Origin of the sequence: Escherichia sp. E1130 (genome assembly GCF_005781065.1) — a bacterium.
In the GTDB taxonomy this organism is placed as follows: domain Bacteria; phylum Pseudomonadota; class Gammaproteobacteria; order Enterobacterales; family Enterobacteriaceae; genus Escherichia.
In genome coordinates this window covers 14839-41469 of record NZ_VATL01000007.1, presented here as the reverse complement: position 1 = coordinate 41469, position 26631 = coordinate 14839, and the positions used below count along the sequence as shown (strand labels likewise).

General features: G+C 43.0%; 24 protein-coding genes. 6 read left to right on the top strand and 18 right to left on the bottom strand.

From position 1 onward, the window contains the following. Positions 1 to 168: 168 nt before the first annotated feature. The 12 genes from FEK66_RS26190 to flgB form a co-directional block, all read right to left on the bottom strand. Entirely contained in the window at positions 169 to 1821 is a 1653-nt protein-coding gene (locus FEK66_RS26190; protein WP_135491826.1) for a methyl-accepting chemotaxis protein, read from the bottom strand. Between the two features lie 96 nt (positions 1822 to 1917). After that, on the bottom strand, positions 1918 to 2853 hold the full coding sequence (gene flgL, locus FEK66_RS07720) for a flagellar hook-associated protein FlgL (protein WP_135491827.1): 936 nt from the start codon (positions 2851 to 2853) through the stop codon (positions 1918 to 1920). A gap of 36 nt (positions 2854 to 2889) precedes the next feature. Further along, positions 2890 to 4527: a flagellar hook-associated protein FlgK gene (flgK, locus tag FEK66_RS07715; protein WP_135491828.1), complete on the bottom strand. Its 1638-nt coding sequence runs from the start codon at positions 4525 to 4527 to the stop codon at positions 2890 to 2892. Between the two features lie 99 nt (positions 4528 to 4626). Beyond that, positions 4627 to 5577 carry a flagellar assembly peptidoglycan hydrolase FlgJ gene (gene flgJ / locus FEK66_RS07710; protein ID WP_135491829.1) on the bottom strand — a complete coding sequence of 317 codons (951 nt, stop codon included), beginning with the start codon at positions 5575 to 5577 and terminating at the stop codon, positions 4627 to 4629. After that, positions 5577 to 6638: a flagellar basal body P-ring protein FlgI gene (locus FEK66_RS07705; RefSeq protein ID WP_276606382.1), complete on the bottom strand. Its 1062-nt coding sequence runs from the start codon at positions 6636 to 6638 to the stop codon at positions 5577 to 5579. The genes flgJ and FEK66_RS07705 overlap by 1 nt, the downstream gene beginning before the upstream one ends. 68 nt (positions 6639 to 6706) lie before the next feature. Continuing rightward, entirely contained in the window at positions 6707 to 7420 is a 714-nt protein-coding gene (locus tag FEK66_RS07700) for a flagellar basal body L-ring protein FlgH (RefSeq protein WP_135495492.1), read from the bottom strand. Positions 7421 to 7475: 55 nt separating this feature from the next. Then, positions 7476 to 8258, bottom strand: a complete 783-nt coding sequence (gene flgG, locus FEK66_RS07695) for a flagellar basal-body rod protein FlgG (protein WP_135491831.1) — start codon at positions 8256 to 8258, stop codon at positions 7476 to 7478. Positions 8259 to 8281: 23 nt separating this feature from the next. Continuing rightward, complete coding sequence (locus FEK66_RS07690; RefSeq protein ID WP_135491832.1) at positions 8282 to 9019, bottom strand: flagellar basal body rod protein FlgF; 738 nt, start codon at positions 9017 to 9019, stop codon at positions 8282 to 8284. An 11-nt stretch (positions 9020 to 9030) separates the two neighbouring features. Beyond that, positions 9031 to 10242 carry a flagellar hook protein FlgE gene (gene flgE / locus FEK66_RS07685; protein WP_135491833.1) on the bottom strand — a complete coding sequence of 404 codons (1212 nt, stop codon included), beginning with the start codon at positions 10240 to 10242 and terminating at the stop codon, positions 9031 to 9033. A gap of 33 nt (positions 10243 to 10275) precedes the next feature. Then, positions 10276 to 10989, bottom strand: coding sequence for a flagellar hook capping FlgD N-terminal domain-containing protein (locus FEK66_RS07680; RefSeq protein WP_135491834.1), 714 nt, complete (start codon positions 10987 to 10989; stop codon positions 10276 to 10278). 10 nt (positions 10990 to 10999) lie between these two features. Continuing rightward, positions 11000 to 11404, bottom strand: coding sequence for a flagellar basal body rod protein FlgC (gene flgC / locus FEK66_RS07675; RefSeq protein WP_130209545.1), 405 nt, complete (start codon positions 11402 to 11404; stop codon positions 11000 to 11002). A gap of 8 nt (positions 11405 to 11412) precedes the next feature. Then, complete coding sequence (flgB, locus tag FEK66_RS07670; RefSeq protein ID WP_135491842.1) at positions 11413 to 11826, bottom strand: flagellar basal body rod protein FlgB; 414 nt, start codon at positions 11824 to 11826, stop codon at positions 11413 to 11415. Between the two features lie 277 nt (positions 11827 to 12103). Between flgB and flgA the strand changes: the two genes are divergently transcribed. The 3 genes from flgA to flgN all read left to right on the top strand — a co-directional run bounded on the left by flgA (position 12104) and on the right by flgN (position 13627). Beyond that, positions 12104 to 12802: a flagellar basal body P-ring formation chaperone FlgA gene (gene flgA / locus FEK66_RS07665; protein ID WP_135491835.1), complete on the top strand. Its 699-nt coding sequence runs from the start codon at positions 12104 to 12106 to the stop codon at positions 12800 to 12802. A gap of 68 nt (positions 12803 to 12870) precedes the next feature. Further along, positions 12871 to 13164, top strand: a complete 294-nt coding sequence (locus FEK66_RS07660) for a flagellar biosynthesis anti-sigma factor FlgM (RefSeq protein WP_135495493.1) — start codon at positions 12871 to 12873, stop codon at positions 13162 to 13164. Between the two features lie 16 nt (positions 13165 to 13180). Beyond that, positions 13181 to 13627, top strand: a complete 447-nt coding sequence (gene flgN, locus FEK66_RS07655) for a flagellar export chaperone FlgN (RefSeq protein ID WP_130236383.1) — start codon at positions 13181 to 13183, stop codon at positions 13625 to 13627. Positions 13628 to 13749: 122 nt separating this feature from the next. Here the strand turns inward: flgN and flhC are convergent, their stop codons facing one another. The 3 genes from flhC to FEK66_RS07640 all read right to left on the bottom strand — a co-directional run bounded on the left by flhC (position 13750) and on the right by FEK66_RS07640 (position 16401). Then, positions 13750 to 14301 carry a flagellar transcriptional regulator FlhC gene (gene flhC / locus FEK66_RS07650; RefSeq protein ID WP_130209553.1) on the bottom strand — a complete coding sequence of 184 codons (552 nt, stop codon included), beginning with the start codon at positions 14299 to 14301 and terminating at the stop codon, positions 13750 to 13752. 10 nt (positions 14302 to 14311) lie between these two features. Next, positions 14312 to 14659: a flagellar transcriptional regulator FlhD gene (gene flhD, locus FEK66_RS07645; protein ID WP_130209555.1), complete on the bottom strand. Its 348-nt coding sequence runs from the start codon at positions 14657 to 14659 to the stop codon at positions 14312 to 14314. A 1109-nt stretch (positions 14660 to 15768) separates the two neighbouring features. Then, complete coding sequence (locus FEK66_RS07640; RefSeq protein ID WP_135495495.1) at positions 15769 to 16401, bottom strand: response regulator transcription factor; 633 nt, start codon at positions 16399 to 16401, stop codon at positions 15769 to 15771. A 1042-nt stretch (positions 16402 to 17443) separates the two neighbouring features. On the opposite strand from FEK66_RS07640, the gene FEK66_RS07635 reads away from it, so the two are divergent. The 3 genes from FEK66_RS07635 to FEK66_RS07625 all read left to right on the top strand — a co-directional run bounded on the left by FEK66_RS07635 (position 17444) and on the right by FEK66_RS07625 (position 23945). Next, complete coding sequence (locus FEK66_RS07635) at positions 17444 to 18436, top strand: RepB family plasmid replication initiator protein (protein ID WP_130236391.1); 993 nt, start codon at positions 17444 to 17446, stop codon at positions 18434 to 18436. Positions 18437 to 20806: 2370 nt separating this feature from the next. Then, entirely contained in the window at positions 20807 to 22228 is a 1422-nt protein-coding gene (locus FEK66_RS07630; RefSeq protein WP_138211437.1) for a hypothetical protein, read from the top strand. Positions 22229 to 23417: 1189 nt separating this feature from the next. Continuing rightward, positions 23418 to 23945 (top strand): polymer-forming cytoskeletal protein, encoded by a 528-nt coding sequence (locus FEK66_RS07625; protein ID WP_165382768.1) that lies wholly within the window; start codon positions 23418 to 23420, stop codon positions 23943 to 23945. Between the two features lie 334 nt (positions 23946 to 24279). Here the strand turns inward: FEK66_RS07625 and FEK66_RS07620 are convergent, their stop codons facing one another. From FEK66_RS07620 to FEK66_RS07615, 3 genes are all read right to left on the bottom strand, one after another. Then, the gene (locus FEK66_RS07620; protein WP_240779359.1) at positions 24280 to 24702 is read right to left on the bottom strand and encodes a hypothetical protein; all 423 of its coding nucleotides are present in this window, start codon (positions 24700 to 24702) and stop codon (positions 24280 to 24282) included. Beyond that, entirely contained in the window at positions 24662 to 24922 is a 261-nt protein-coding gene (locus FEK66_RS25930) for an Ig-like domain-containing protein (protein ID WP_240730454.1), read from the bottom strand. Before FEK66_RS25930 ends, FEK66_RS07620 begins: the two co-directional genes overlap by 41 nt. Before the next feature lie 482 nt (positions 24923 to 25404). Further along, positions 25405 to 25944: a C40 family peptidase gene (locus FEK66_RS07615; RefSeq protein WP_130209563.1), complete on the bottom strand. Its 540-nt coding sequence runs from the start codon at positions 25942 to 25944 to the stop codon at positions 25405 to 25407. Positions 25945 to 26631 lie beyond the last annotated feature (687 nt).

Genomic DNA, 26631 nt, shown 5'->3' with positions numbered 1-26631 from the left:
ATATTCCGTATTATTACAATGAAGGCTTATTATTCGACATTCCCGGGCAATCACATAGCCTGATAAAAGCGATTAAAGTGAAACATATCAGAACTTCAATAATCAAAAGTAAATTCATTTTTATATACCTAATAATTATCCTGATATGTATCTTGCTATTATTTTAATTTAGAACGATTCCCACTCATCATCTGACTGAATTGGTGTTTTTTTCGATACATCAGGTAATACATGTTTTCTGGTTTGTTTTTTAACATTCCAGGAACGTTTATCTTTTTCTTCTTCGACAACAAAAGAAGAAACCATATTATCCAGTTCCCCGGCATTCGTTTCGACATCACTGGTGGTTTTAGCGGCCTGCTCTACCATCGCCGCATTTTGTTGCGTAACCAGATCCATTTCATTGATTGCCTGCGCAATCTGGCTTATGCCGATACTTTGCTCATCAGAAGCTGAGGTTATTTCTGCCATGATATCAGTAACCTGAATGACAGATCTGACGATCTCCTTCATCGATTCCCCGGCGACAACCATTTCCTGAGAACCGGTATTCATGTTGGCGACACAGGTATTAATCAGTAAACGAATCTCTTTTGCTGCATCTGCGCTACGTTTAGCCAGGTTGCGAACTTCACCGGCAACAACGGCAAACCCGCGCCCCTGTTCACCTGCACGCGCCGCTTCTACTGCCGCGTTCAACGCCAGAATATTGGTCTGATTAGCAATGCTGTCGATAACGCCGTTGATATCTGCAATCTGACGAGAACTATCTGATATTTCTCGCATAATTCCGTCAAGATTACTCATCACATCACCGCCGTTGCGTGCGCTAATGCTGGCGCTCTCTGCAAGTTGTCTGGCGCTGTGGGCGTTATCGGCGTTCTGACGAACGGTGATTTTTAGCTCTTCCATACTGGCAGCAGTTTGCTGAAGTGCAGAAGCCTGTTCTTCCGTACGTGATGACAAGTCATTGTTACTATTAGCAATTTCATGAACATTATGGTAAATCTGCTTCACGCCGCCACGGATGCCATTAACCGTTTCCGTCAGCGACAAACGCATTTTTTCAACTTCAGCCAGCATTAAGCCGATTTCATTCAGATTACCAATTTTTGTCTGATGGCTCAGATCGCCGCTGGCGATTGCCCTGAACGCCTCTTTTGCCATATCAAGTCGTTGAAAAAGATTGCGTTTCAACCAGATCCGCGAAATTAAAAATATTACAAAGCCCAGCAATAGCGTGATCACCGAGATGGTGGTTATTCTTTGCGTTTCTATGTCTGACTCGACATTAAATTTGCTGGTAACACGGGCGGCTTCGTCCAGATAAGCGTCAATACTGGTGCGTAGCGCATGTTGCACATCCATATCGTCAGCAACGATATTGCCTGGATAATCTTCCGGATGCGTGATGAATCCCATTTTATTGGTTTCTCTGTCCAGAGCATCCTCAAAGCTTTTTTTGACAACCAGCGCCCGGTTATGTTCTTCCTGGGTGGTGAACGGCTTATCCATAAACTGGCTGATTAGCTTACGTGATTTATTTAACACATCACGATAAGTATCTATTTCATCCTGAGTAATTTCTTGTTTGGTAATATTATGCATCATCAGCGAATTAATTCCGCTGAAACTGTCAAGCGTATAGATAGCCGCCATCATCAGAGATTCATTTTTATCCAGAGATAAGATAGCTCTGTCAAAATTCCTTGATGCGTTATTTGAGTTCACATAACTCAAACCGGATACCAATACGAGAAATAAGATGAACATACCCAGCAGGATATTCATCCAGGTCGAAATATTAAAGTGTTTTAACATGATTTCTTAACCAAAGTAAAAAATACCCTACTGGTAAATGATTACCCTAATAATAGCTATATTTACCCTTCCCTGAATCAGGTCTGGGTTAAATATTTACCCAAGCGTTTTGAATATAGAAAGCTGCTGCATTGCCTGAAAAACGCTCATGGATGAATTTAAAGCAAACTCAGACATTTTTGATTCAGATAATACGCTGATCATGGTGTCCCAGTCAGAACCGGTTGATTCCTGCAGTCGACTCTGTACGGTAATCGCCTGAGTATCAGCACTGCTTCCCAGCGTTTCCAGCTGTTGCAGACTTGAGCCTACACGCGCCTGGATTTTTCCCAGGTTATCAATGGCTTTATGTACATCAGTATTGGTTTGCCCAATTGTCGCTTCAAACGTTTGACGATCAGCGCTGGTCGGGTTTTCTGGCAGATTATTTAACGCATCAATGGTTTTCTGTAGGGATTGCAGGATATTATCCCCCGTTCCCGCATCAGTCGGGAAAAGCGCATCACCTGTCGTACCGACCTGCATTTCCGTACTGTCGGACACATTCTGCGTCATTGCCGTCGTACCGCCAACGTAGCTACCATCGACTTTAAACGGTGCTGCACCTGTTTTATAGCCCGCAAAAATGTACTGTCCGTCACTGTTTTTGCTGTTCGCCAGGTCGAGCAAACGGCTGCGGATCCCGGATAACTCTGTCGCCAGCGCTTCGCGGTCTGCTTTGCTGTACGTTTCAGATCCCGCCTGAACAATTTTTCCGGAGAGGTCTTCGGTCAGTAAGCTGGATATAGACGTCAGCGTGTTATCTTCCTGCCCGAGGGCATCCTGAGCATATTTTCTTGCAGTATCAAACTCACCCAGACGTGAAAGCGCATTTTGATACATCACCGCCTGAGATGCCTGACCCGGATCGTCAGACGGTTTTAACAGGGTCTGACCAGCAGAAAGGCGCACGGAGAGATCGTTATAATTGGTCATGGCTTTAGACATACTGTCTAACTGACGCTGATACATAAAACTGGTGCTAAGGCGCATAGCGATTATCTCAAATATAATATTGTCAGTTACGTATTATTTAAGGCTTAACAGTGTGTCAAAAAGACTGTTAGCTGTTTTAAGCACTTCGGCATTGGCCTGATAATATTGAGAAAACATCTGTAAATTGACGTATTCCTCATTCATATCCACCCCGGAAACCGCCTGCTGTTGCATTGCCCACTGGTCACAGGCTTTTCCGGCGGTATCCTGTTCTGCCTGAAGGGTGCTGACCGTCGATCCCACAGAGCTTACCAAGTTGGCATAAGCGCCGGTCAGGGTCATATCACCGACAATATTTTCATCCTTAAGGCCAATCAGATTCTTAATATTTTCGTTGTTGTTCACGTCTGTCGGATCAGCCGAACTGGAGGCTGCAATCCCATCACCATCGGTAATCGCTACCTTGATGCTATCTGCTGCGCCAGAGACAGGATTCAGCGTGAAGCTGTCACCATTATTGGGTGTTCCTGTCGGCGTTACGGTGATGCCATCAAAGGAAAGCGAACCACCAGGTCCGGCGGTTGTCGTAACGGCTTTGCCTTCGCTGTTTTTAACTTCCCAGGCATTAGAAGTACCATTCCAGGTGATGGTATAATCCTCGGCGTTAACCGCTGAGGCGTTATCTATGGTCACCCCCAGGGAAGCACCGCCGCTATTAGAGTTATAACCTGTTGCCTGCGGAGCACTGAGACTGAAAATATCACCGCCGGCATTACCGTTATGATCAAAGCCAGCTTTATTGACCTCGTTGAATTTCGACGCCATTTTCAGCGCTAACTGATTAAGCTGATTACGGGCATCCACCAGATCGGTATTACGGAATTTAAACAAACCGCCGAGATTACCGGTTGTGGCATCTTCATCCAGCGGCTGGGGATTACCGGTTGCATCAATGTAAGCAACTTTCATCTGAGTAGGATTTTTATCTGACGGGATAACTTTTAAATTGCAGGACTTGCTGTCATTGACCAGTGACATGCCATTTTGCATTGAGACATTTACACTGCCCGTTTCTTTATTTTCCGTGACGTTAATGCCGATCTGCGTACTCAGTTTACTTAGCAGTTGATCGCGTTTATCGAGCAAATCGGAAGGCATTCCGCCCGTCTGACCATGAATCTTCTCGATCTCCGCATTCAGTTTTGCTAACTGAGTAGTACAAGAGTTGATATCGTCAACGCTTTGGCTGATTTGCGTGTTGGTATTTTTATCAAGGCCGTTCAGGGTCTTGCTGTCGGTACGAAACTGATTAGCAAGGGCATCAAATTGCGACAATACGCCCTGGCGCGCAGCCGGATCGGTCGGGTTTTTACTGACCCCTTCCATCGCCGTAAACATATTGCCAAGCGTCGTAGAGATGTTATTAGTGTCATCTCCTAACATGTCATCTATCTGGCTGACCTGCTGATAGCGGCCCTGCATGGTGCTAAACTCTGTTGTTGCGCCACGTACCTGGTTATTCAGGAACCCATCATACATACGCTGAACGTCATCCACGGCGACACCATAGCCAAAAAAACCATAATTAGTAGACTGACCGCCCGCTTCCCCAAACAGGATATTTTGACGGCTATACCCTACCGTTACGGCATTCGTCAGGTTGTTTCCGACCACGTTAAGGGCACACTGCGCCGCACTTAATCCATTCTGAGCCAGATATAATAAATTCATAAAGTACCCGCCATGTAGACGCTGATTGAAATCTTTAGGTTATAAAAAACGCTGCTTTATTAATAAATCGGCCTGAGTGAAATTCCCTAAAGGCCGTATTTAAAATATTGATGAAAGGTCCGTGGTATAGGCGTTCACAACTTGATCAGACTGACCTTTAACCTGATGAATAATATTAATTAATTTATGTGCATATGAAGGATCGGTTGCATAACCAGCTGACTGAAGCGCTTTTGCCGCCGCCTCTGGTTTTACGGCATTGCAGACATGGCGGTAACGCGGGTTATTAACCAGTAATGAAGCATAGTCCTCCAGCGCCTCCGCATAAGAGGGATAAACCTTAAATCGCGCTTTGGTTTTATTGGCCACGCCATTTTTATATTCTGTGGTGGTAATTTCCGTCGTTTCACCGTGCCAGTCAGATGCGGCTTTTATGCCAAACAGGTTATGGCTGGGTTTGCCGCTTTGCGTGGGGATTTCACGATTTCCCCAGCCTGATTCGAGCGCAGCCTGCGCAATAATAAGCTGATGCGGGATGCCACTTTTACGGGCCACGGCCAAAGCGGGTTGCAGCAAGCGCGAAATAAAACTTCCCCCTTCTCGCATCGCCGTTTCGGGCAAATTCCGAACGGCACGAGGCACTAATTGCGATAGCGAGAAAGGGTGCGCCGGTGAATGAGGCAGAGCCGCATTAAAATGCGACGTAGACGGAACAAAAGGCTGAGAAGTGGCGGTATGCGGATGAAGACCACCGCCCATCTGGGCGACTATCTGATCCGCAAATCCCAGTCTCCCCGTTTGCGCGATATTCTGCGAAATTTGCTGATCGAACATCGAAGTAAACATCGCAGACTGTTGTGAATCCATCGCCCCACTTCCCAACGAGGCGTCGCGCATACTTTTCAGCATCATCTGTACAAACAACCCTTCGAGCTGTTGTGCCGCCACTCTCAGACCGTTTGCCGAATTACTTTTTACGTCCCGCTTAAGCCCGTCAAGGCTATGTTCATCAAATGCGGCACCATTAGATATCATTGACAAGCTGTTCATTAATTAATCTCCAGACGTGCGTGCAGGCAACCGGCATCATCCATTGCTTGCAGGATCGCCATCAAATCATTAGGCGTTGCGCCAAGACTGTTCAGCGCACGTACGACGTGGCTTAAATCGGCACTGGTGCTGACACGTTGCAGAGAGCCGCCCTGTTCACGAACAGAGACTTGAGACTCCGGCACAACCACCGTCTGTCCGCCAGCCAATGGCGTGTTCGGTTGGCTCACCTGGTTGGTATGAGAGATATCGACACTCAAATCGCCTTGGGCAACAGCACAGGTATCAAGCGTGACATGACGATTAATGACCACCGATCCGGTACGGGAATTGATAATGACGCGAGCATCTCCGGAACCAGCCTGTAGTGACAAATCCATAACCGCTGCCAGGAAACGGACTCTGGCAGCCGCGCCATTTGGCACATACAGTTTTACCGTCCGCGCATCTTCAGCCACCGCAGCGGAATAGAAACGGCGATTAATGGTGTCACTGATCTTCTGGGCAAGGGAGAAGTCACTCTCGTTAAGCAGCAGTTTTAACGGACTCTGGCTGGCATAATTCATCGGCACTTCACGTTCAACGGTTGCGCCGTCGGTAATGCGTGCGCCGTTGAGCTGATTCACCTGTACGCTGCTTCCACGACTCTGAGCACCGGCACCGGAAACCAACAAGTTTCCCTGCGCCAGCGCATAAATCTGATTATCCGCGCCTTTCAGCGGCGTCATCAGCAATGTGCCGCCACGCAAACTTTTGGCGTTCCCCATCGAAGAGACAACCACATCAAATTTTTCACCCGCTCGGGCAAAAGGCGGCAGCTCTGCCGTTACCATTACTGCAGCAACGTTTTTCAACTGCATACTGGAACCAGGCGGGACGGTGATCCCCAGCTGCGAAAGCATGTTGTTCAGCGTCTGCGTCGTAAACGGTGTTTGCATGGTCTGGTCGCCTGTACCATCCAGACCAACGACCAGACCGTACCCCATCAGAGAGTTACCACGCACACCTGACAACGACGCCAAATCGCGGATACGCTCTGCCCTGACCGACAGGGAGAGCATAATTAACAATAAAAGGCCGGTCAGACGGGTAAATTTATGCCAAAAATAACGATTCATCACCGGCACCTTTAGAACGGAGAAAGATTCAGGAACAGACGCTGTAACCAGCCCATTTGTTCGGCTTCGTTGATGTAACCGTTACCAACATATTCGATACGCGCATCGGCAACCTGCGTGGAAACCACCGTATTGCTACCACTGATCGTCCGTGGGTTAACCACCCCGGTGAAACGGATAAACTCAGTACCCTGGTTTATCGCTATTTGCTTTTCTCCAACCACGCGCAGGTTGCCGTTGGCGAGGACATCGCTGACCGTGACGGTGAGCGTACCGCTGAAAGTATTTCGAGCAGCCGCACCGCCTTTACCCGAGAATTCATTTTTGCCGCTGATATCCGCATTAGCCCGATCGCCACCAAACAATCCTTCTATAAAGTGCGGAATGGTCTTGAACGAAAGTCCCGTCGAGCCGCCATGAGAGGAATTGGCAGACGAACTTTTGCTGGCACTGACATTTTCCTGCAACACGATGGTCAACGTATCACCCACATTTCTTGGGCGACGATCTTCAAACATCGGCTGAAAGCCATAATTCATCGTGCTGCCAGGCTGAAAAATCGCGCCATTATTAGCAGGCTGATACGGGATCTGCGGCGTCACAGATGTTGCCCCTTCGACCAACGGTTTATGAGGGAGATACGCGCATCCTGAAAGGAGCGCCACCAAGGCAACATGCGTTAACAGACGCCGCAGTAAGCGGCCTGAATCTATCGGATAGGTCATAACGATCACATAATAAAAAAAAGCCGCGAAACCACCTGCGGCTCAAAGGCACAAATCAAAGCTGCGTTAAACGCTGCAGCATCTGGTCCGAAGTAGAGACAGCTTTGCTGTTAATCTCATAGGCACGCTGAGTCTGAATCATGTTGACCAGTTCCTCGGCCACGTTGACGTTAGACGTTTCCACGTAGCCCTGTCGCAGCGTACCTGCGCCATTCTGACCAGGCGTTGTTTCATTCGGTGCACCGGAAGATTGCGTCTCCCGGTACAGGTTTTCACCAATGCTTTCCAGTCCGGTATCATTGATAAAAGTACTCAGGGTAAGCTGCCCAACCTGTTGCGGCTGCGCCTGCCCGGCAATGGTGACGCTGACGATACCGTCGTTGCCGATGGTGATAGATTTCGCATCCTGCGGTACGTTTATCGCCGGTTGAACCGGATAACCGCTGGCAGTCACCAGTTGACCGTTCTGATCAAGCTGGAATGAACCATCTCGGGTGTACGCCGTGGTGCCATCCGGCATCATAACTTGCAGGAATCCATCCCCTTCAATGGCCACATCTTTCGAGTTGTTGGTCTGAGCCAGGCTACCCTGGCTGTGAATTCGCTCAGTGGCTACCGGTCTTACCCCTGTTCCTAACTGTAAACCGGAAGGAATAGTGGTTTGTTCAGATGACTGAGCGCCAGGCTGGCGTAGTGTCTGGTACAACAGATCTTCAAATACAGCTCGCTGACGTTTAAAACCATTGGTGCTTACGTTAGCCAGGTTGTTGGATATGACATCCATATTGGTCTGTTGTGCTTCCAGGCCCGTTTTTGCAATCCACAGGGAACGGATCATGCGTTATTACTCCTTACCAGTGATTAGCTGGCGCTCAATAACTGATTAGCGTTACGTTCATTGTCATCAACGGTTGTGATGACCTTCATATTCATTTCAAAGCTGCGTGCCGTGGTGATCATGTTCACCATTGAATTGACGGGGCTGACATTACTGCCTTCCAGCATTCCCGGCATAAGCTGCAGACTCGTATCCGCCGCCAGCGAACTGGCGTCACTGGTATGGAATACACCGTCATCGCCGTGCTGTAGTTCGCCAGGCTTCGCATTAACAATCTTGATGCGGCCGGTTTGCGCCACGGCGGATGGTTCTTCACCGGCGCCCAGCGCAGAAATAGTGCCGTCCGGCGCGATAGTTAACTTTGCCTGAGTGGGTACGGTCAGCGGACCGCCATCGCCCATCAGTGGCAGACCACGGACTTGCAGTTGCCCGTCCGCCGTCATCTGGATATTGCCGTTTTTGGTGTAACCTTCGGTGCCATCGGGCAGTTGTACTGCCAGCCATCCTTCTTTTGGCAGCGCCACATCCAGCGTGCGGTCGGTTTTTTCGACTGTTCCCGAGGAGTAGTCACTACCAGGAGTCGATTCGGCCACCAGCGTGCGGGTCGCCATTGACGGGCCGTCTACCGGAACGGCACGATAAGCGGCAATCTGTGCACGAAACCCCGGCGTCGAGGCATTAGCCAGGTTATCAGACACCACGGCCTGGCGATCGAGAGCCGCCGTTGCGGCCCCCATAGCGGTATATATCGCGTGATCCATGTCTTAAGCCATTAACCCAGGTTAACCAGCGTTTGCAGGACTTCAGACTGTGTTTTGATGGTCTGAGAGTTGGACTGATAGTTGCGCTGATAGACGATCATGTTGACCATCTCTTTACTCAGATCCACGTTTGAAGCTTCCAGTACGTTACCGCGCAGCGTGCCGAGGTTCCCGGTATCAGAAATACCAACGACCGGCTGGCCGGACTCCGGGCTCGCAGACCAACAGTTGTTCCCTGCTGCCTGCAGCCCGCCCGGGTTGGTGAAGTTAGCCAGAACAACCTGGCCCAGTAACTGCTGCTGCCCGTTGCTGTAAGAAGCAACAATCTGGCCGTTATCGCCAACAACATAGCCGGTCATCGTACCCGGCGCATAACCTGTAGTTACCGGGCTATCCATGGAGTTATCGGAGGCTTGTTGTGACAGATTGTCTAAATTAAGATCGAAGTTAAGTGGTGCGGCACCATTAAATGAAGCACCATCGACTTTCAGATTAGCGGGGATCGTGTTGAGCTTTCCGCTGGAATCAAATGTTATGTCAAGTTGTTGCGGTGCCGCAGCGCTCGGAGCGGTGTGATCATCAGAGTAGACGGACCATTTGTTATCGGCTGTTTTTACAAAATAAACATTGATTTCGTGCTCGTTACCCTGGCTGTCATACGCATTCACCTGGGTGGAGTAGTTATAAGAAGCACTATCGGTAATGCTGAAAGGATGAAGTTTCTGGTCAATTGTTTTACTGCCGGAATTCAGGTTACCGCTCAGGCTACCTGAATTAGAGGCTTTTGCTGACATCGCGCCCGTTGGGATCTGCAGAGGCTCAACCGGTGAACCGACCGGGATAGTTGGCGGTTCACCGCTGGCCTTATAACCGCACAGTTGCATACCCTGACTGTTCACGATATAGCCATTGGCATCGGTTTTAAACTGACCGTTACGGCTATAAAATATTTTTCCCGCTTCGGTTTCCATACGGAAGAAGCCGTTACCCTGAATACCCATATCCAGCGGGCTGGCGCCAGCGCCAAGAACACCATCGCTGAAATTCTGATCAACGCCAGCGACCTGAACGCCCATACCGATTTGCGAACCAGCAAACACATCGGCAAATGAAATAGAGCCGGACTTAAACCCGACAGTTTGCGAGTTGGCAATATTGTTGCCGACGACGTCCAGCGCCTGTGATGCGGCGTTTAACCCGCTAAGACCTTGTGAAAAACTCATTTTATTTCCCGAAAAACAACATAGTGAAATTGATTATTCAATGAGATAGACATTGGCCAGAGTGGCCGTCTCATCATTACCTAACTGCAGAACAGCCCCTGTCTGGGTGAAAGAAACACTGTCTACTTTTGATTTTTTCAGCGACACAATGTCAGGAGTGCTGCCGTCCGGATTGGTCGCGGAATACGAAACGGTAAAATTCGTATCGCTTACTGTGCGCGGATCGGAAGGCTCGAAATCACTGAGATCGTCCAGGGTATATTCATGCACGCCTGCTTTAACATCTTTCAATTTTCCGGTGTAAGCATTTCCTGCATCATCAGTCAGCGTGACAGTGACGTCGCTCGCATCCTGATCAACAGAGAGCGCAAACTGATTATTGCCACCCTGTGCGGTAGAAACAGTGGTATCACCTTCTACCAATACCTGGCGCCCTACCCATTCGGCAGCGTTCATCTGCTGCATACTGGTAACCAGCATCCCGACACTATTCACAGTGCCATTCAACTGCTGTACACCCGCCGCCGTATTAAACTGCGCCAGTTGGGTCGTAAGCTGGTTGTTATCCATCGGATTGGTGGGGTCCTGATTCTGCATTTGCGCAACCAGCAACTGCATAAAGTTATTCATAATATCTTCGGCGCTGCTGCCATTGGTGGCGGAGGTCGCGCTATTACTGGTCGCTGCTTCACTGGCTTTATTTGCTGCGGCAGAACTGCGTTGTGTCATGACGGGTAAAACCGACATTACTATTTCCTTACTGACCCAAAGTCAGTGTTTTGAGCATCATGGTTTTAGCGGTATTCATTACGTCGACATTGGCCTGATAACTGCGGGAAGCTGAGATGGTATTAACCATTTCGCCCACCACATCGACATTCGGCATATGGAGATAGCCTTTGTTATCTGACTGAGGGTTGTCAGGGTCATAGACCAGACGATCCGGCGCATCGCTTTCCACCACATCACTGACTTTCACTCCGCCGATCTCCTGATCCGCAGCATGATCAACGCTAAAAATGACCTGTTTGGCTTTATACGGTTTACCGTCCGGCCCGGCGATACTGTCGGCATTGGCCATATTACTGGCGCTGACATTCAGACGCTGAGACTGGGCGGCCATCGCTGAACCGGAAATATCAAAAATACTTAGAAGTGACATAATTTTATTTATCCCTGACTAACAACCGTCATCATGTTTTTAATCTGTGATGTCAGAAACGTTAAACTGGACTGATATTTCACTGAGTTATCTGCAAAATTAACACGCTCACGATCCATATCTACGGTATTACCATCAGCGCTGGGCTGATCGGGTATACGATAAAGAAGTCGCGGATCACTCATTAAATGCGTACTGTCAGCAATATGTCTTTCAGAGGTGACTGTCAGACTCATATTATTGTCAGTCGCCTGACTGCGGTTAACGGCTTCCTTTAACTGTTGCGAAAAATCGATATCCCGTGCGAGATATCCTGGTGTATCAGCATTCGCGATATTAGAAGCAAGGATGCCCTGGCGTTGCGTCAGCAGACTCAGCGCATGCTGCTGAAACCGGAATTCACTGTCGAGTTTATCCAGCATGAGATAAAACCTTTCTTGTTTATTAACAATATTGCGGTGCATTTTATGGTGAGTGGTCTAAAAAACCATAACGCAAATATGCGACAGCAATGACGTCAATTAACCAGATTGTTCCCCAAAATGGCATACAAAAAACACTTTGATATATTTTGAAATGTCTATCCTGCAAACAAACGCTTTTACGGCATCACATTAGCGAGTAAAAAAATTGCTTCTCAGCATATATTATTGTGCATGTCTTAAGTCGAAAGTTTTTCTGACGAAAGGTCGATAACAAATGTTATTTAAACGTGTACCCCTCGTTTTATTACTTTTCCTGATCGTTTATCTTAATCTGACAATCCTGGCTCATGCATCACAGTCAACCGGTCAGTCGCTGTCGTCGCGTATCGCATTGCTGTTGGCCCCCTATAGTCAGGGAATGCCACAATTACAGATTACGATCCTGACCCCTACCACTCAACTGGCAACTCTTTGTGGAAACCCGGCATTACGTTTACCTGGCAATTCAAAAAAACTAAGCGGTAATCACAGCATTATTGCCTCTTGTGGAACACATCAGAAATTCATCCAGGTTTCTGTAAGTGCCACGGCGACATACTGGCTGGCAGCACATGAACTTACACCAGGGCAAACGGTAAGTCAGAATGATATCCAGTCACAGCGAGGGAATATCGACCATCTTCCAGCCGATCTCATCCTCGATCCACAGAAGATTATTGGTGCAACGCCAACCCGATGGATACAACCAAATCATCCTCTGACTTTCAGCGAACTACGCCAGCAATGGGTGATCCACACAGGTGAAAAAGTTGATGTGATGACCAAAGGCGATGATTATGAGATTCATACCACCGGAAAAGCATTAGACAATGCAACCCTCAGAGAGTCATTTCGCGTACAAATGCACTCCGGGCAAACCCTGCTGGCGACAGCCGTAGGTAACGGTAAGGCATTTATCAGCCAGAACGACTGACTTCAGTTATTTCCCTGTACGCCGATATACATAGTAACCATTCATTATTATTTCGAATCAGGATAACTATGAGTATCGAGCGTATTTGCCAGACCTCTCCTGTACAGGGAGCTGACATCCGACAATCAACGGATTCACGTCAGCCTCAACCGCAGGGTGGATCACTGCGATCCGACGATCAAGATGCCAGTGTGCATGTTGAATTAAGTCATCTGTCTGACATATTTACCTCAGATGATTCCAACGATGTAGACCACGCCCGCCTCGCCAAAATCTCTGCGCAAATAGCCGTCGGTGAATTAACCCTGGACAGTGATCATATCGCCGCCCGGTTGGTTGATGAGATTATTCGATTTTCATAAACCAGGAGTAACAAAAGTGAAAGATCAGTTAGAAAAAAATCTTATTAAATTGCAAACACTTCTTGATGAACTGGAAGGTACCTTGCTGGAAGAAGTTTCCCAGCTCAGCCGCGCGAGAATAAATCCAGTCTCGCTTCAGGTTATCTCTGACAATAAAAGTCGTTTGTTGGCTGCAATTAATTTTTATGATGAAGAACGTAAGCATGCAGAAAAAAATGCACAGCTTTATATTCCTTATAAAAATAATGCCAGACTTGCTACTCGTTGGGAAGGGATTACTTTGGTGCTACGTCGTGCAAGTGATTTGAATCAAAGGAGTAATCAATTACTCGAAATCCATATGGAAAGAGTAACTACACTGCGAAAATTAATAGTTCAGACTGGAAATATGCCATCACTTTATGGAGAAGACGGCGATCATTCTCATCATCACGTTGGAAATAGTTACCGGATTTCTGTATGAGTCTGGTGAAGATAGCAGCCAGAAAAACTCTGTCACTCCACGTCTTTATAATCGCCACCATCCCTGCCATTCTGTGCATTTGAAATCCACAGATGGCAGGAAGATATGCGTATTAGTTTTCATTAAATCTCATGGCTTACATGTTCAATTGATTGTTCTTTCATTTTTTTGCTTGCGCGAGAAGGTGGAAAACACAGGCTACAGGTAAAGGTGTGCAAACTGTATCCTGGTGTTGTGACAAAACTGCCACCGCAACCGCAACAACGCGTCAATTCTACCATTCCGCAGTCAATGAAGCGTAACAGTGTCCAGGCTCTGGTTAAGCTCAGGATAGACTTTTCACCGGATTCCTTCTGAATCTGGTCCAGATACAGTCGGTAAGCTTTAAGCATGACTTCGACTGGACGGCCAAAGTTTTTCTTTTGCAAAAAGCGATAGATGTTATAGAAAATCGAAGAATGAATGTTCTGTTCCCATGACATATACCAGTCAGCAGAAAATGGCAGCATACCTTTTGCAGGCGAACACCCTTTAATTTCTTTATAAAGTCTTAATAACCACCGACGACTCAGATTCGTTTCACTTTCAAGAACCTGCATTCTTGCGCCAAGATTAATCAGTTCCATTGCAATTTGAGCATCCTTAACTTCATTAATAATGCTTTTATCACTCATAATCGTACCCTCAGATAGCAATGTTTTTCTGTTCGGACAATGAATCCAGTAATTCTGTGGAAAGAATAATTCCGGTGTGAATACGTTGCAAAGCATCAATCCTTGAATCTCTGGTTAAACAATTAAGTATCATTTCACTGTCTATACGTAAACGACAAATTAATTGTCCGGTAGATGATAATTTAATCAACTGGGGAAGAGATAATCCCACCAGAGATTCCATTGTCGCTTCATTTAGTCCCAGTCTGAAGCCGGCAGATATTTTATCCTCCAAAATTAATCGTTGTGCCAATAAAAGGTAAGTCAGATTCAAATCATGGATTGCTTGTGATTGTTCAGAAAGTTCAATCGCATTCATTATGTTATTTCTCCAGACAGACTCTTATTGAGCCCAGCTATTAATATTTAGACACAAAATAAAACATTATATTATCGCCTGATTCTACTGAAAACATCAGGTTGGCTTACTGATAAATATTTAAAGATGACTGCTTCAAAATAATATCCTGGTGTTGGGAAACCTATGGTTTTCTGCTATTAAGTGCAAAAAATCATCTAACATATTATTTTAAAAGAAAAAAATCATAGTATATACGCAGACATGCCACTCTTATGATAGGTCGAGATGGCATCACAGCACTGTGAGGATGATTTCAATTTTACATAAAAGGTCATAACTCTTATGAATGGTGATAACTATGGGTTATTTCCAGAAAAGCAAAATGCCGTTGAGTTATTTCATGAGTTAGATTTTAAACAAATGATCTCGCTATCAAAAGACCTTAGGAATCATTTCATGATAGAATATTATTCTAATATAAACAAGATGTTGCGTGTGTACTATAAAAACATTCCTAATTATATTTAAGTTGTAATTAAGTATCTTGTACTAACAAATGATACTTTACAGTAAATTCAACTGGCTTAGAGAGATTTCATTCTTAAAAGCTGTCATCCACCTTTCAGTTGAGTTATCAGACAAATACCCATTTTTGTATGCATTGCCGATTTTCGTTGATATCAGGTTATTCAGACAGGAAAGACAGTGAAGTGATAAACGTTGGCTGGAGTATCTCAGACGAAAACGCCAGGGGCTGCATCACCAATCAGCAGGGAATAGCAGGACGAAAAGCGCCATGAAGAGCTCTTCAGACGTCTGGAAACAAAATGGGGTCCCGTAAATGGTTAAGCGACTAAAGACAAGGTCTGGCAGTAAAACAGAGGTTATGTCGTGGGCGACGACTATTGTGTCGGCTCTCTCTTTTTCCAACGGCGGGCTGACATGTGAAGAATCAGAGTGCGGTTATTGCTCTTGCCGTAGAATAGTGGTCACAATCATATGACCACTACAGTGACAGTATTCTGACAACGCTTTCCTGGACAGGCTCTTACTCTTATAGAGCTAAAAACACCCGAAACGAGCGAAATTTATACTCACTACCAGGCGCTATACCTTTCCCTTATACACTATATGGTACATACACCCATTCTCAGACCTACTTTTAGAAGTTCAATTCCACTATGAACATCCATTTTTTTCATCAGATTTAAGCGGTGTGTTTCAACAGTTTTATTACTGACGTCCAAAATTTTTGCGATATGTTTATTTGTTTGCCCATCTGCAATAAGTTGCAGAATTTGTCTTTCACGCATAGTCAGAAAATTACAAGGGACGGGTTTTCTTGTGACGGGCGATGTCTGAAGCAAACCATCATCGAAATAATGAGTATTATTATAAATATTTTCAATCGCGTGGTTTAAATTTTCAGGAGGACTGGTCTTCCAGACAACCCCCATAGCACCGGCATCAATGAATTTGTTTGCATCTATATATGGTTTTTTTTCCATATATGATATTAATTTTGATTTTATTCTCATAGAGTGTATCCAGCGTATAAGTTCAATGCCCCCCAGACCGTCAGAGAACTCACCAAGAATCAATACATCTGGTTGATATTGTGAACAATACTCAGCTGCACTCAGAGCATCAGTGAAGGTAGATGATACTTCATAAATAGATGGATACTTTGATAAGAATGTTACTATTCCCTTTAACATCAGTGGATATTTATCAGCTATCACTACACTAATTTTCTTCATTGTCTTCTTCCTTTTCCGGCAAATCCCTGGATCACCTTATAAAGTTTAGGTGATTAACCCTATTGATTGTAAATAGGACTAGTTATATAGTCATGATGGAAATATGATTTATAGTTCATAGCTACTTTTATATTTTTCTGATAATTTATTAATGACTAACTATGTGCTTAATGTAATAAACTCTGTTTTTATTTTTATAAATATATGATCTCAATTTTTGTTGTTGTTATTCATTCAATGCTATTGAGTTCTTTTTAACGATATTTATTTGTTGCTTAATATCTTTCAATTGTGACTTTTCTTCACACAATTTTATCATCCAGTAACCTTTCTTGCTCATTCGTCTGTACAGATTATGCTGCTCCAGCAGCGCCTGATAGTCAGTTGAACCGTATTGGCAACCACATCAGTGTACTGTGACGTTTTGAGGCCTCTCACGTCTCTACAGCGCTATTTACAGGGTATTACAGGACTGTCTTCCCGTCGTACGAGATGATGCGTACCTATAGTAATCGTATGCGGCCTCAGGTTGATAATGATTGCCCGGCACACTTTACCTTCAGATAATCAGCTGATGTCTCTTGTCATTCTCGGGTTCTGGCGATGAACTTTTCTGCTCATTACTCATAATTACTTTATTCGTTTAGATCACAGTAGTTGATCCTAAGTAGATCCTTTTAAGATCCTAAATAGATCCCCGATCGCTGTAGCCTGCGCCAACATTGACTTCCGGGCGATCTTGATAAGCTATAGTTTGTAAATTATAAACTATAGCCTGCATTCATATATGCTGTAGTGAGATAAACCCAGGCTGTAGTTTGCAGTCTGTATAAGCTATAGTGAGCACTCTCTATAAAATCAAACGATAGCGATAATGGATTTTTTCTTTATTTTATAAGGACATACCGATGTCCTTATAAGTTTATACAAGTGTATACACAGGTTACTCACAGCATATCAACAGCTGTTTTCTTGTGCTATTAGCTCGGTTATATGGACTGGGTGCCCAAACTTGGAGCTGATTTTGGAAAAAGATATTGATATTAAAGATTTTTTTGATGAAGTAGATAAGCGAACAGGAGAAGTCGTATCTCTTACTCCGAACGCTAATAACACTGTACAGCCTGTTGCGCTAATGCGCCTGGGGGTATTTGTGCCTACCCTCAAATCGCTTAAAAACAGTAAAAAAAATACACTCTCAACGACAGATGCCACTGAAGAGTTGACCAGACTCTCACTTGCTAAGGCTGAGGGTTTTGACAAAGTGGAAATCATTGGCCCGCGACTGGATATGGACAATGATTTCAAAACCTGGGTAGGAATCATACATTCTTTTGCAAAACATAAAGTTATAGGTGATAAGGTTCAGCTTTCGTTTGTTGAATTTGTAAAGCTTTGCGGGATCCCGTCAAGCCGATCGTCTAAAAAGCTTCGTGAACGTATCAGCCCTTCCTTAAAACGGATTGCCGGGACAGTCATTTCGTTTACCAGCCAGACTAAAGAATATACGACGCATTTGGTTCAATCCGCGTACTACGACACAGCTAAAGATATCGTCATACTCCAGGCCGATCCCCGGTTATTTGAACTTTATCAGTTTGATCGGAAAGTCCTTTTGCAACTGAAAGCGATAAACGCTCTGAAGAGACGGGAGTCTGCACAGGCGCTTTACACCTATATCGAAAGTCTGCCCAAAAATCCTGCGCCTATCTCAATAGCGCGTTTGCGCGCCCGACTAAATCTGAAATCGCCTGTTTTTTCGCAAAATCAGACGGTTCGCAGGGCAATGGAGCAGCTGAAAGAGATCGGATATCTGGATTACACGGAGCTGCAACGTGGACGGAGTGTGTATTTTAACGTGCATTATCGCAGGCCTAAGTTAAAAGCTCCCCGCTCTGATAGTGAAGCCTATGAACAACCTGAGCATACAAATGACTCGGTTGATCCTTCTCTGATTGAAAAAGTTAAGTTACTGGAAAAGCTGGGGATTGATCTCAAAGATTTGGAAGCTCTTTTGAACCTTCGTAAAACATAAGCTGTAGTCAGTAGAATGGACTGAATACTCACTATAGTTTATGTTTAATCGGATAGTGTCTTTCGAGTTTGCAACGTTGATATCTTCTGCTGTTTATATAACTAGCTGAAAATTAATGTGTTTTATACATCCCCTCTCATTCTTACATCAATAGTGGTGCTGTTCTGCATCACTATTGATTTCTTTTAAGCCTGGTTTTACATAGGATTTTGACGACCTTTGCTCTGCTCAATGGTGTTTGCATCAAGTTAAGGATTACTGATTTAAATATAATAAGTAATAAGCAGATTAAAAAGTAAATACAAATACTGTTAATACAATATAAATCAGATAGTTACTTGTTTTTTGCCTTAGTGCTTATACTCGCTATAGCTTATATTAATCTTAAAAATCGACACTGCTCCCTCTCTATAGTTTATGTTACTACCTATAGCATATGTTACTCTCTATAGTTTATATTGCTGCCTATAGTTTATTTAAATGAAACTAACGTACTGATATGCTGAGAAACATCAGCTAAAGAAAAGATAAAAACAGGAAAGCTCAGAGGCCAAAGTTCGGGACGTGGTTATCAGGTAAGAGTGTAAGAAAGCTGATAAAGTGCTTATGACACACTGTTATATTGGTTTGAGGGATGAGGATATAATGTTGTCTGATTAACGAAAGTGCCTGTTATATCTGTATCATTTATCATATGTATTTTTATATCTATATGTTATTTCAAAATAACAGAGCTAATCTGAAGATATCTCTTACAACATCTGTTCTCTCTATAGCTTATGCAGCATGATCTGGTTCAGATTGCTTTGATAGCTCTGGCTTCTTGCTCTTTTGCGCGTACGAATGTTTGTGCAATTTAAAATCAATATATGAATAAACAATAAATAATTCAAAATGATAACTATATCCTGGTGTTCTGGTTAGGTTAGAGCCTGGTGATGATCATACTTACGCTCATGCATGTTAAAGATGCTTGTTACTCACTGTAGCTTATTTATCCTTAATAAGTATGTTCTGCCTATAGTTTATCATAAGGACAATCCTTCATTATCCTGGTCAGCCAGAGTATAAGATTACTATCTATAGTATTAATTTGAATTGGTCTTTTATAGAAATGACATCAAAACTTGAACCGTCTTTTTCTGGCTAATTACCCTTTCAATCTGTTATTCATATGTGTGTTATTCTTTTTGACTCATATCAGTCTGTAAGTTGAAAAGCTTCCCCCATGATGTCGCCCGATTTTTAGCAGGCTATTTAATTGTTTTCTTCTTGTCATTATTAATTCATTCCTTACGTTCTTAGCCCGCTGTGTGAAGATGGCTTTTCTTTGATCGAGATGCTTAGTCCTTTTTTCATGTCATATGCGGAAAGGTACTCCATTTAATATGACTGATATGTGGACGTAGTATCCATTCCTGCCATATTCCTCATTGGTAAAACAAAAATTATAAAATTACGCATGAAATAATAGTATGCACTGAGTAACCGTGTGTCGATTTCACCCTGAAATCGGTAGCAAAAAACACTATAAATCAATGCTTTATTTGTGTTTTCTCTATGGCGAAATCACCAGGGTGAAGAGGGCTGAAATATCATTCAGTGATTGTTAACACATTATAGCTATTGTGACTCTCGACTCATTGGCGCCGGAACTGAAAGTGGAATTTAAGGATTGAGTTCTGACCTTAAATTTTGGGGCTATAAAGTCTGTTGATGCGCTTTTCTTACTGCCTGCAAAAATAGCTACCTGGTCGCTTTATCCATAAAAATCTCACTTAACATTGTTAAATGATGAAACGTTGTTATAAAACGCATCTGTTAAAGGTGTGGATCAACGTATGGTTAATGACTGATAGAGGAACCTTAAGTACACGAATGCTAATGTTGACGATTTCAACCTGAAATTTTTTGAAAAAATGCAGTAAATCAATGGATTGCTTACACTGAAGGTTGGCGAAAGATTTAAATCATCATGAATGAAAAAGGCGGTTCAGTAGAACATGAAATCGCTTTGGATAAGTCAGCATGACTATATGACAGATTACAGTAAGGCAACAACCTGATAGAAAAGAGCTTTATTTCGGAATGTAATGGCTACTATGTACCAATCATCCTGCATGTACTTTTCAGGTATGTAGGCAAAAAACGTTTAGATAAATACTGAACTGTTCACCTTGCGACAGTATTGCCATGATGGCTGTTTGACCCAGTTTTTATTTTATTAACGTTAACGTTGGAAAATCTGAATAAAAGAACCGTAAGGATTAAGCGTCGGGATCGCAACTGATGATGTGTTCTGTGCTTGTTAAGTCGTGTTAGGACATATCAGCTTAGTGTGCCGATCCTTTTGAAGGGAGAAAATCGCATATGTCAGAAAAATATGTCCAGGTATGCTCTACTGTATGTGCGATGAGTCATTTAGAAACCGCTGCATGGGATAGAATTGAAACGTATCCGACAAAATATCAGCTGGATGTCGCAGGGGTAAACGTCGATTTTAGCAGGGCTGATGCTATTGCTGATTATGCAATTCATAACCGTCTCAATATTATCATGCGTACAATTAGCCCTGATTTTGGCAAGGCGCAGAAAAAAGAAGCGAAGGTAATTGCTGGTTTATTAATGGTATCTTCGCAAATAGCAAAACTATCTGAAAGCGCAGAAAAAGAACTTGCTCAACAAAACTATGTTGAAGCATTGCGTCACCTGGTCTCACAGGCCTGTCTCAGTTTGAGTTTATTAGTATCTACAAATGATAAGTCTGGTTACGGCAACTACCGGTTATTATGCCGATTGCTGGATATAGCAAAAAATTCTGATTGCCAACAGCGGTTGTTGAAGAGGTTTCAGTTAGTAGACGCATACTTTACTATGTGTAGCGTTGACGACCATTGTGTAAAAAAATTAGGGATTAACGGGGCATTAGCTTTTCGTAGTGAGACATCATCACATTATTGCGATGACATGCCAATAATGGTTCAATTCCCTGTTCAGGTGGTAGATGTAAGCAAAGAACCTTATGCTCTATCACTTATCAAAAAATATCATTATCCGTCCCTCCCTGAATCCACAATTGAAGGTGATTTTGTTGTTAATGCTCGAATCGCAGAAAAATTAGAGAAAACTCGCCAACAAGCTTTAATACGTTCAAAACGTTACCAGAAAGCAAATGATAAGCTCAATGAAGCAATTAAAATATTACTGCACGATATAACGCGAGGCATTTCTGGTATTTTCGAACTGAATGGGGGAGAGGTGGATTTTAGGGAAATTTATCAATATATAGATGTTGTAAAAAAGGAAAATGAAAACAGAAACGAAGAGTATAAAAAGTGGCAAAAATCATCCTTGCAATATATAGAATATGCGAAAAAATTATTAGATAACACATTGATTATACAGAATAATATACAAAACATCTTTGCGATAGTTGCAGGGCTGGAAGCATTGGGTACTGATTATGTTACAGTAATGGAAAAATATCTTGAATCAAAAGGTTTGATAATAGATGGTAATGATAAAATCAAATCAAAATTCAGGATCCCTGCAATCTCATTAAATGGAAATTTTATAGAATACAATATTGAATGCGGTTCAGTAATATCTATTCTTGCTGAGGCTGAACGGTGTTATTCAGGTTGTGAGAAAACTAAATTTATATGTAAGAGTAATGATGTTATTCCTGTGGTTGATCCTTCCCTTTATTTTGAAGTTAAACAGATCATTGAGTTAGTAACTAATTATAAGAATAGTGCTTCTGAACTTATAAGGTCTATTAGCTCAGGTTGATTTGGCTGTTACTGATTATTTATACAGAACCCGGTCAGCTAATGTCTGGCTTATATCTTTCACTATTCCTGATGTTATGGATGACTTGCTGATCAGGGGCTCATGGGCAATGCCTGACTTAGCGTTGACTCATTAACCATTTGAATAACTCCCCGGTAATTACCCGAATTGACATAAATGTGCCATTGGTAGAATATTCCGGTGCTGTAGTAAATCTGCGGCCGGGATTAGCCTCCCGACAATCATCGTGCTATATACCGCATTAGCGGTTTTTTTATGCCCTAAGCATGGTCACTTTCGCATATGATGGGTGTACAGGGGCGAAGGCATTCGCGCCGGTTTAATGATGTCCGGTAGGCTAACCCTGTACGGCTCACTACTTTCTCAATACCTTCGCATCGATATCAACACATAACGCTTAACGTGGATTTGTATTGATTAACTAAAACTGGCCATCTCTCAACCAGTTAAGGTGATTCAAGATAGCGTGTATCCAGGACCACCGCGTTTATACCCATGGTGGGGCAGTTGGCAACTAACTACCCCTGTTCTTTCGTGAGTCGCCGTCAGGCCATAGTCCCATCATTACACCCTTCATGGTTGTTATTGTTGCGATGCTTTTTACGCCATCGGCTGTCATGTTCTGTGGTGAGCATATTATCTCTGTTCAGATGGCCAACGACACTTTCTGGTTACCTACCGTTTAGCGCATGACCTCAACCCTTTAGAATTTTCCCCTTGGGCCGATTTGTACAGTGAGTCAATGTACATTGCGGCAGCGATCCTCATTGCAGTCGTATAACCACTGAAGAAGGTATGTTATGTCCCGGTCCATGATTATTGTAAATCAAAGTAAATATGTTGAGATGAGAAGCAATACATCACAGTTATTGTGGGATGAGGTAGCGTACACAATCACAGTAATGGCGACTGTATTTATGGGGAAGTTACCTTGCCTTAACATCATTTGGGATAAGCATCTTCCCGAAGATATCGTTTACAGATGATTTCACCGATGAACTCTATTTCTCATAATTATACAGCGAACAACATGTTTCTGAATGCGGGAATCATTTCCTGGAGTCTGGCATTATTTTTCTGGTATTCAGGAAAGTTTTTTATCGCAGTGATATTGTTTTTTCTCATAATTTTTTCTTTCTCAACGCATTTTTTACAGAAAAGGATACTCATGATGTTTAACAAATCTAAGGCAGCAAAAGATAAATTAGAAATACTTTCAACACCGGAAAGTGTTGTAGACGTCGGTAGTACTGTAAAAAAAATGGAAAACAGAAATTCAGCTAATGAGACAGGGACAGATAGCACGGTTATTGCCAGTGATGTCGTCTTTGATGGCAATATAAATTCTAATAAACAAATATACATCTATGGTTGTGTGAATGGGAACGTAATTGCTAAGGATGGGTTGGTGAAAATAATGCGCAATGGTGTCGTGGAAGGAAATATTACCAGCCGGGAGTTAATTGTGGATGGTAATATAAAAGGGCATTGTCAGTCTGATTCTGTTGATATTTATGAAAATGGCCGTCTGGATGGAACATTGGTTTATATTTCTTTATCTATTAAGAAAGGTGGTGTTTTTACAGGTAAAGCTGAAGTATTAACTCAGGCTCCCGTAAAACAAAAAATTGTCGAGCTAAAAAGTGAGAGCGTCACTGTTGTTCCAGAAAAATGTGCATCACGCGAGAAGCGATAATCTGCACATGGTTGCAATTTAAGAACTGTAACTGGTGAAAGTGCCTGGTCAGGATTTACAACAGACAGGTAATCGATTCCTGCTATGAACGTTAAACGCTTCAGATTTCCTGGAGCATAAAAACGAGCGAAATGCAGTAAGATTGTACCTCAAACGTCCTCATTCGTACGGTCTGGTGTTGCAGACAGGTTTGGTAAGGATAAGGACTGTATGGATAGCGCAAGAAAGGATCTTTATAAGATCCTTTTTTACTGCGTGTATTTTGATAATTTTAGTGGTTGTTTACTTTACAATAATGAAAATGACAGTGAGCAAAGGAATTTAACCTTTCTCACTACTTGGCTATAGGCTCGCCATAGAATGCTACTGCCTGAACGATATACCCAGAATCAGTGAGCTGATCTAGTCTATTATTCTCTGCACAATAAAATTCATCGTTTTCAGCCGTATAAATGCGACAGTAACCATCTAACTGTGGTTCTAATTTCCATCCAACATTAGCCAATGTGCCCCATTCCTGATAAAGGCCGGTATTAACCTCGCGCCTGTTATATTGTTCATAATTGTTCAAATCGGAATCATTAATATCGCGCCGTGCTGGAAGTTGTCCCTTTACACTTGCAATCCATGTTAAAGCCCCTTCTTTTGTGTGATAAATTTTAGTGCTATATTTAAAATAACGTTTTACAGTAAAGGTATATCCTGACAAAAATTCACTAAGCAAAAATATAAAACGATTTACTACAACAACTTTCATCCACGTTCGGAAAGGTCACTGTGCCATCCTGACTAACAGTCAGTATTTTATCAGGAATACACTTCCAGGCTACGTTAGTATTGTTGGCCGGGTCATCATCAATGACCATCTTAAAGGTAGCACCAGGGAACAGAGTGTTAGGAAAATGATAATCATCAATCATATAATTTTTAATATCAAAAATATATCCATCCACTAAAACACCGGTAATTGCATTCATAAACAACCCCTCATTGCTGGTAAAATTAATATTTTTATTCCTGTAGAATGGAACACTATGGATATTAATAAAATTAAATGAAATCCGATGTTATTTATGGCTTATATACTAACCTGTTTATGGTTATCTTATCGTTCATTCAATCTTATGTACTGTATAATTTATTACCATAGGAATAATAATTATTATATCCTTATGGTGAAGTCTATAAATATCGTTTTAAATCATTTGGTTAATTAATTTGATAGGTATAAAGTGGTGTGCGATATAGAAATAATTTGATATGTCTGGTGAATTGTTCTTCTCGATGATCGCATAAGTGTTCCCCGTTTCCGGGCGGTCTCTCTCCAGAGAGAATGATGGATATATATGACGCTTTCTAAGCACATATCCATTGGAGGGAGAACTCCAGTCCGTCCAGTATAAGGATGTACTGAAGTCCTCCCTGCTTTTGTGTGGTCAGCATACGGAATCGGAACGCCTCAGGAAATCATCAGACGTCTTGCTCCCAGATAATGACGGCGGTAAAAATCTTTTTCCAGGCTGACAATTTTGACATTTTGCCCTGTATGTGGCGCTTCTATGAAATGTCCATTTCCCACATAAACACCGACATGATCGACACGTTCCCCATGTATTGAGAAAAATACCATGTCACCAGGTTGTAGAAGCATATAAGGAACATGGTGTGCCTGTGGCATGGAATACATGCCGGCGGCGGTCCTGGGAAGGGTAATGTGAAAATTCTTACGCCACGCGTACCAGATAAGACCACTGCAATCAAATCCGGTTTCAGGGGAAGCGCCTCCCCAGCGATATGGCTTACCCAGTTGTGCCATCAGCGTATTAATGAAGACTGTATTGGGCGACAATTTATGCTGTCTTGTCGAGTGGGATGTTTTTGTTTTGCGATGATGATTGACGACAGGAGTGTGTCTGATGTGGTGTACCGGCGATGCCAGTGTTGAGGCATGGTAACCTAACATCAGTAAAAACAATAAAGAACGATGATGTCGATACATAATGTAGACCTCTCGTTAATATGTAGAAATTCCGATGCTGTAAATTCATCCGATGATTTCTTTAAGATCTCTTTGAACCCGGGAGTTGGCACGATGTGAAAAACTGTTAACTCTGGACCGGCTTTTGAACGGGTAGAAAAGATCGGATTTTGTTCGTCTATCATTGCAACGGGAGACTGGAATATCCTGATGGTGTCGTGATGAAATTCTGATGGGAAGTCATAAAGCAGGAGCTGTTACAATGAATCTGCTTTCCTATTCAGTGATGGATTAGAACGTGAAATACGAATTGTGTTTTCTTAAAGTAATTTACTGTTTGGTGTGACTATTTTTGTATATCATCAATGGTTTATTTGTTAATGAATTGTACGGTGGTGGTGATTTTATTTTACATAAGGCTAAAATATGATGTTTGATAAAAAATCATAACTGAATGAATTTAAATAAACATAAATAAAATAATGTGCAAAATACGGAAAATATGAGAGTCCTGCGTAACACAGGAATGGCGTGCTTGTAAGTCGTAAATTAAATACACATTGTCGTTTATGTAAGTTATATTCATTAAAATCAATAAGTAAGCATTGTCTGATGCTGGACATGGTAGTGCTGAACCAGCCTCAGAGTATTAAAAAAAGATTATTAGTTACTGCGATTAATATCCGTGAACTTACCGATTGGTTAGGT

Bases quoted from the DNA above. Each gene is read 5' to 3' on its own strand.
- flgB (WP_135491842.1), bottom strand. From the start codon at position 11,826: ATGCTGGATAAACTCGACAGTGAATTCCGGTTTCAGCAGCATGCGCTG.
- FEK66_RS07630 (WP_138211437.1), top strand. From the start codon at position 20,807: ATGTCAGAAAAATATGTCCAGGTATGCTCTACTGTATGTGCGATGAGT.
- flgJ (WP_135491829.1), bottom strand. From the start codon at position 5,577: ATGAACAGCTTGTCAATGATATCTAATGGTGCCGCATTTGATGAACAT.
- FEK66_RS25930 (WP_240730454.1), bottom strand. From the start codon at position 24,922: ATGAATGCAATTACCGGTGTTTTAGTGGATGGATATATTTTTGATATT.
- FEK66_RS07680 (WP_135491834.1), bottom strand. From the start codon at position 10,989: ATGTCGGTTTTACCCGTCATGACACAACGCAGTTCTGCCGCAGCAAAT.
- flgK (WP_135491828.1), bottom strand. From the start codon at position 4,527: ATGAATTTATTATATCTGGCTCAGAATGGATTAAGTGCGGCGCAGTGT.
- flgE (WP_135491833.1), bottom strand. From the start codon at position 10,242: ATGAGTTTTTCACAAGGTCTTAGCGGGTTAAACGCCGCATCACAGGCG.
- FEK66_RS07640 (WP_135495495.1), bottom strand. From the start codon at position 16,401: ATGAAGAAAATTAGTGTAGTGATAGCTGATAAATATCCACTGATGTTA.
- FEK66_RS07615 (WP_130209563.1), bottom strand. From the start codon at position 25,944: ATGTATCGACATCATCGTTCTTTATTGTTTTTACTGATGTTAGGTTAC.
- flgL (WP_135491827.1), bottom strand. From the start codon at position 2,853: ATGCGCCTTAGCACCAGTTTTATGTATCAGCGTCAGTTAGACAGTATG.
- FEK66_RS07705 (WP_276606382.1), bottom strand. From the start codon at position 6,638: ATGCTCTCCCTGTCGGTCAGGGCAGAGCGTATCCGCGATTTGGCGTCG.
- FEK66_RS07620 (WP_240779359.1), bottom strand. From the start codon at position 24,702: ATGAAAGTTGTTGTAGTAAATCGTTTTATATTTTTGCTTAGTGAATTT.
- FEK66_RS07660 (WP_135495493.1), top strand. From the start codon at position 12,871: ATGAGTATCGAGCGTATTTGCCAGACCTCTCCTGTACAGGGAGCTGAC.
- flgC (WP_130209545.1), bottom strand. From the start codon at position 11,404: ATGTCACTTCTAAGTATTTTTGATATTTCCGGTTCAGCGATGGCCGCC.
- flhD (WP_130209555.1), bottom strand. From the start codon at position 14,659: ATGAATGCGATTGAACTTTCTGAACAATCACAAGCAATCCATGATTTG.
- FEK66_RS07690 (WP_135491832.1), bottom strand. From the start codon at position 9,019: ATGGATCACGCGATATATACCGCTATGGGGGCCGCAACGGCGGCTCTC.
- FEK66_RS26190 (WP_135491826.1), bottom strand. From the start codon at position 1,821: ATGTTAAAACACTTTAATATTTCGACCTGGATGAATATCCTGCTGGGT.
- flgG (WP_135491831.1), bottom strand. From the start codon at position 8,258: ATGATCCGTTCCCTGTGGATTGCAAAAACGGGCCTGGAAGCACAACAG.
- FEK66_RS07625 (WP_165382768.1), top strand. From the start codon at position 23,418: ATGATGTTTAACAAATCTAAGGCAGCAAAAGATAAATTAGAAATACTT.
- flhC (WP_130209553.1), bottom strand. From the start codon at position 14,301: ATGAGTGATAAAAGCATTATTAATGAAGTTAAGGATGCTCAAATTGCA.
- flgA (WP_135491835.1), top strand. From the start codon at position 12,104: ATGTTATTTAAACGTGTACCCCTCGTTTTATTACTTTTCCTGATCGTT.
- FEK66_RS07700 (WP_135495492.1), bottom strand. From the start codon at position 7,420: ATGACCTATCCGATAGATTCAGGCCGCTTACTGCGGCGTCTGTTAACG.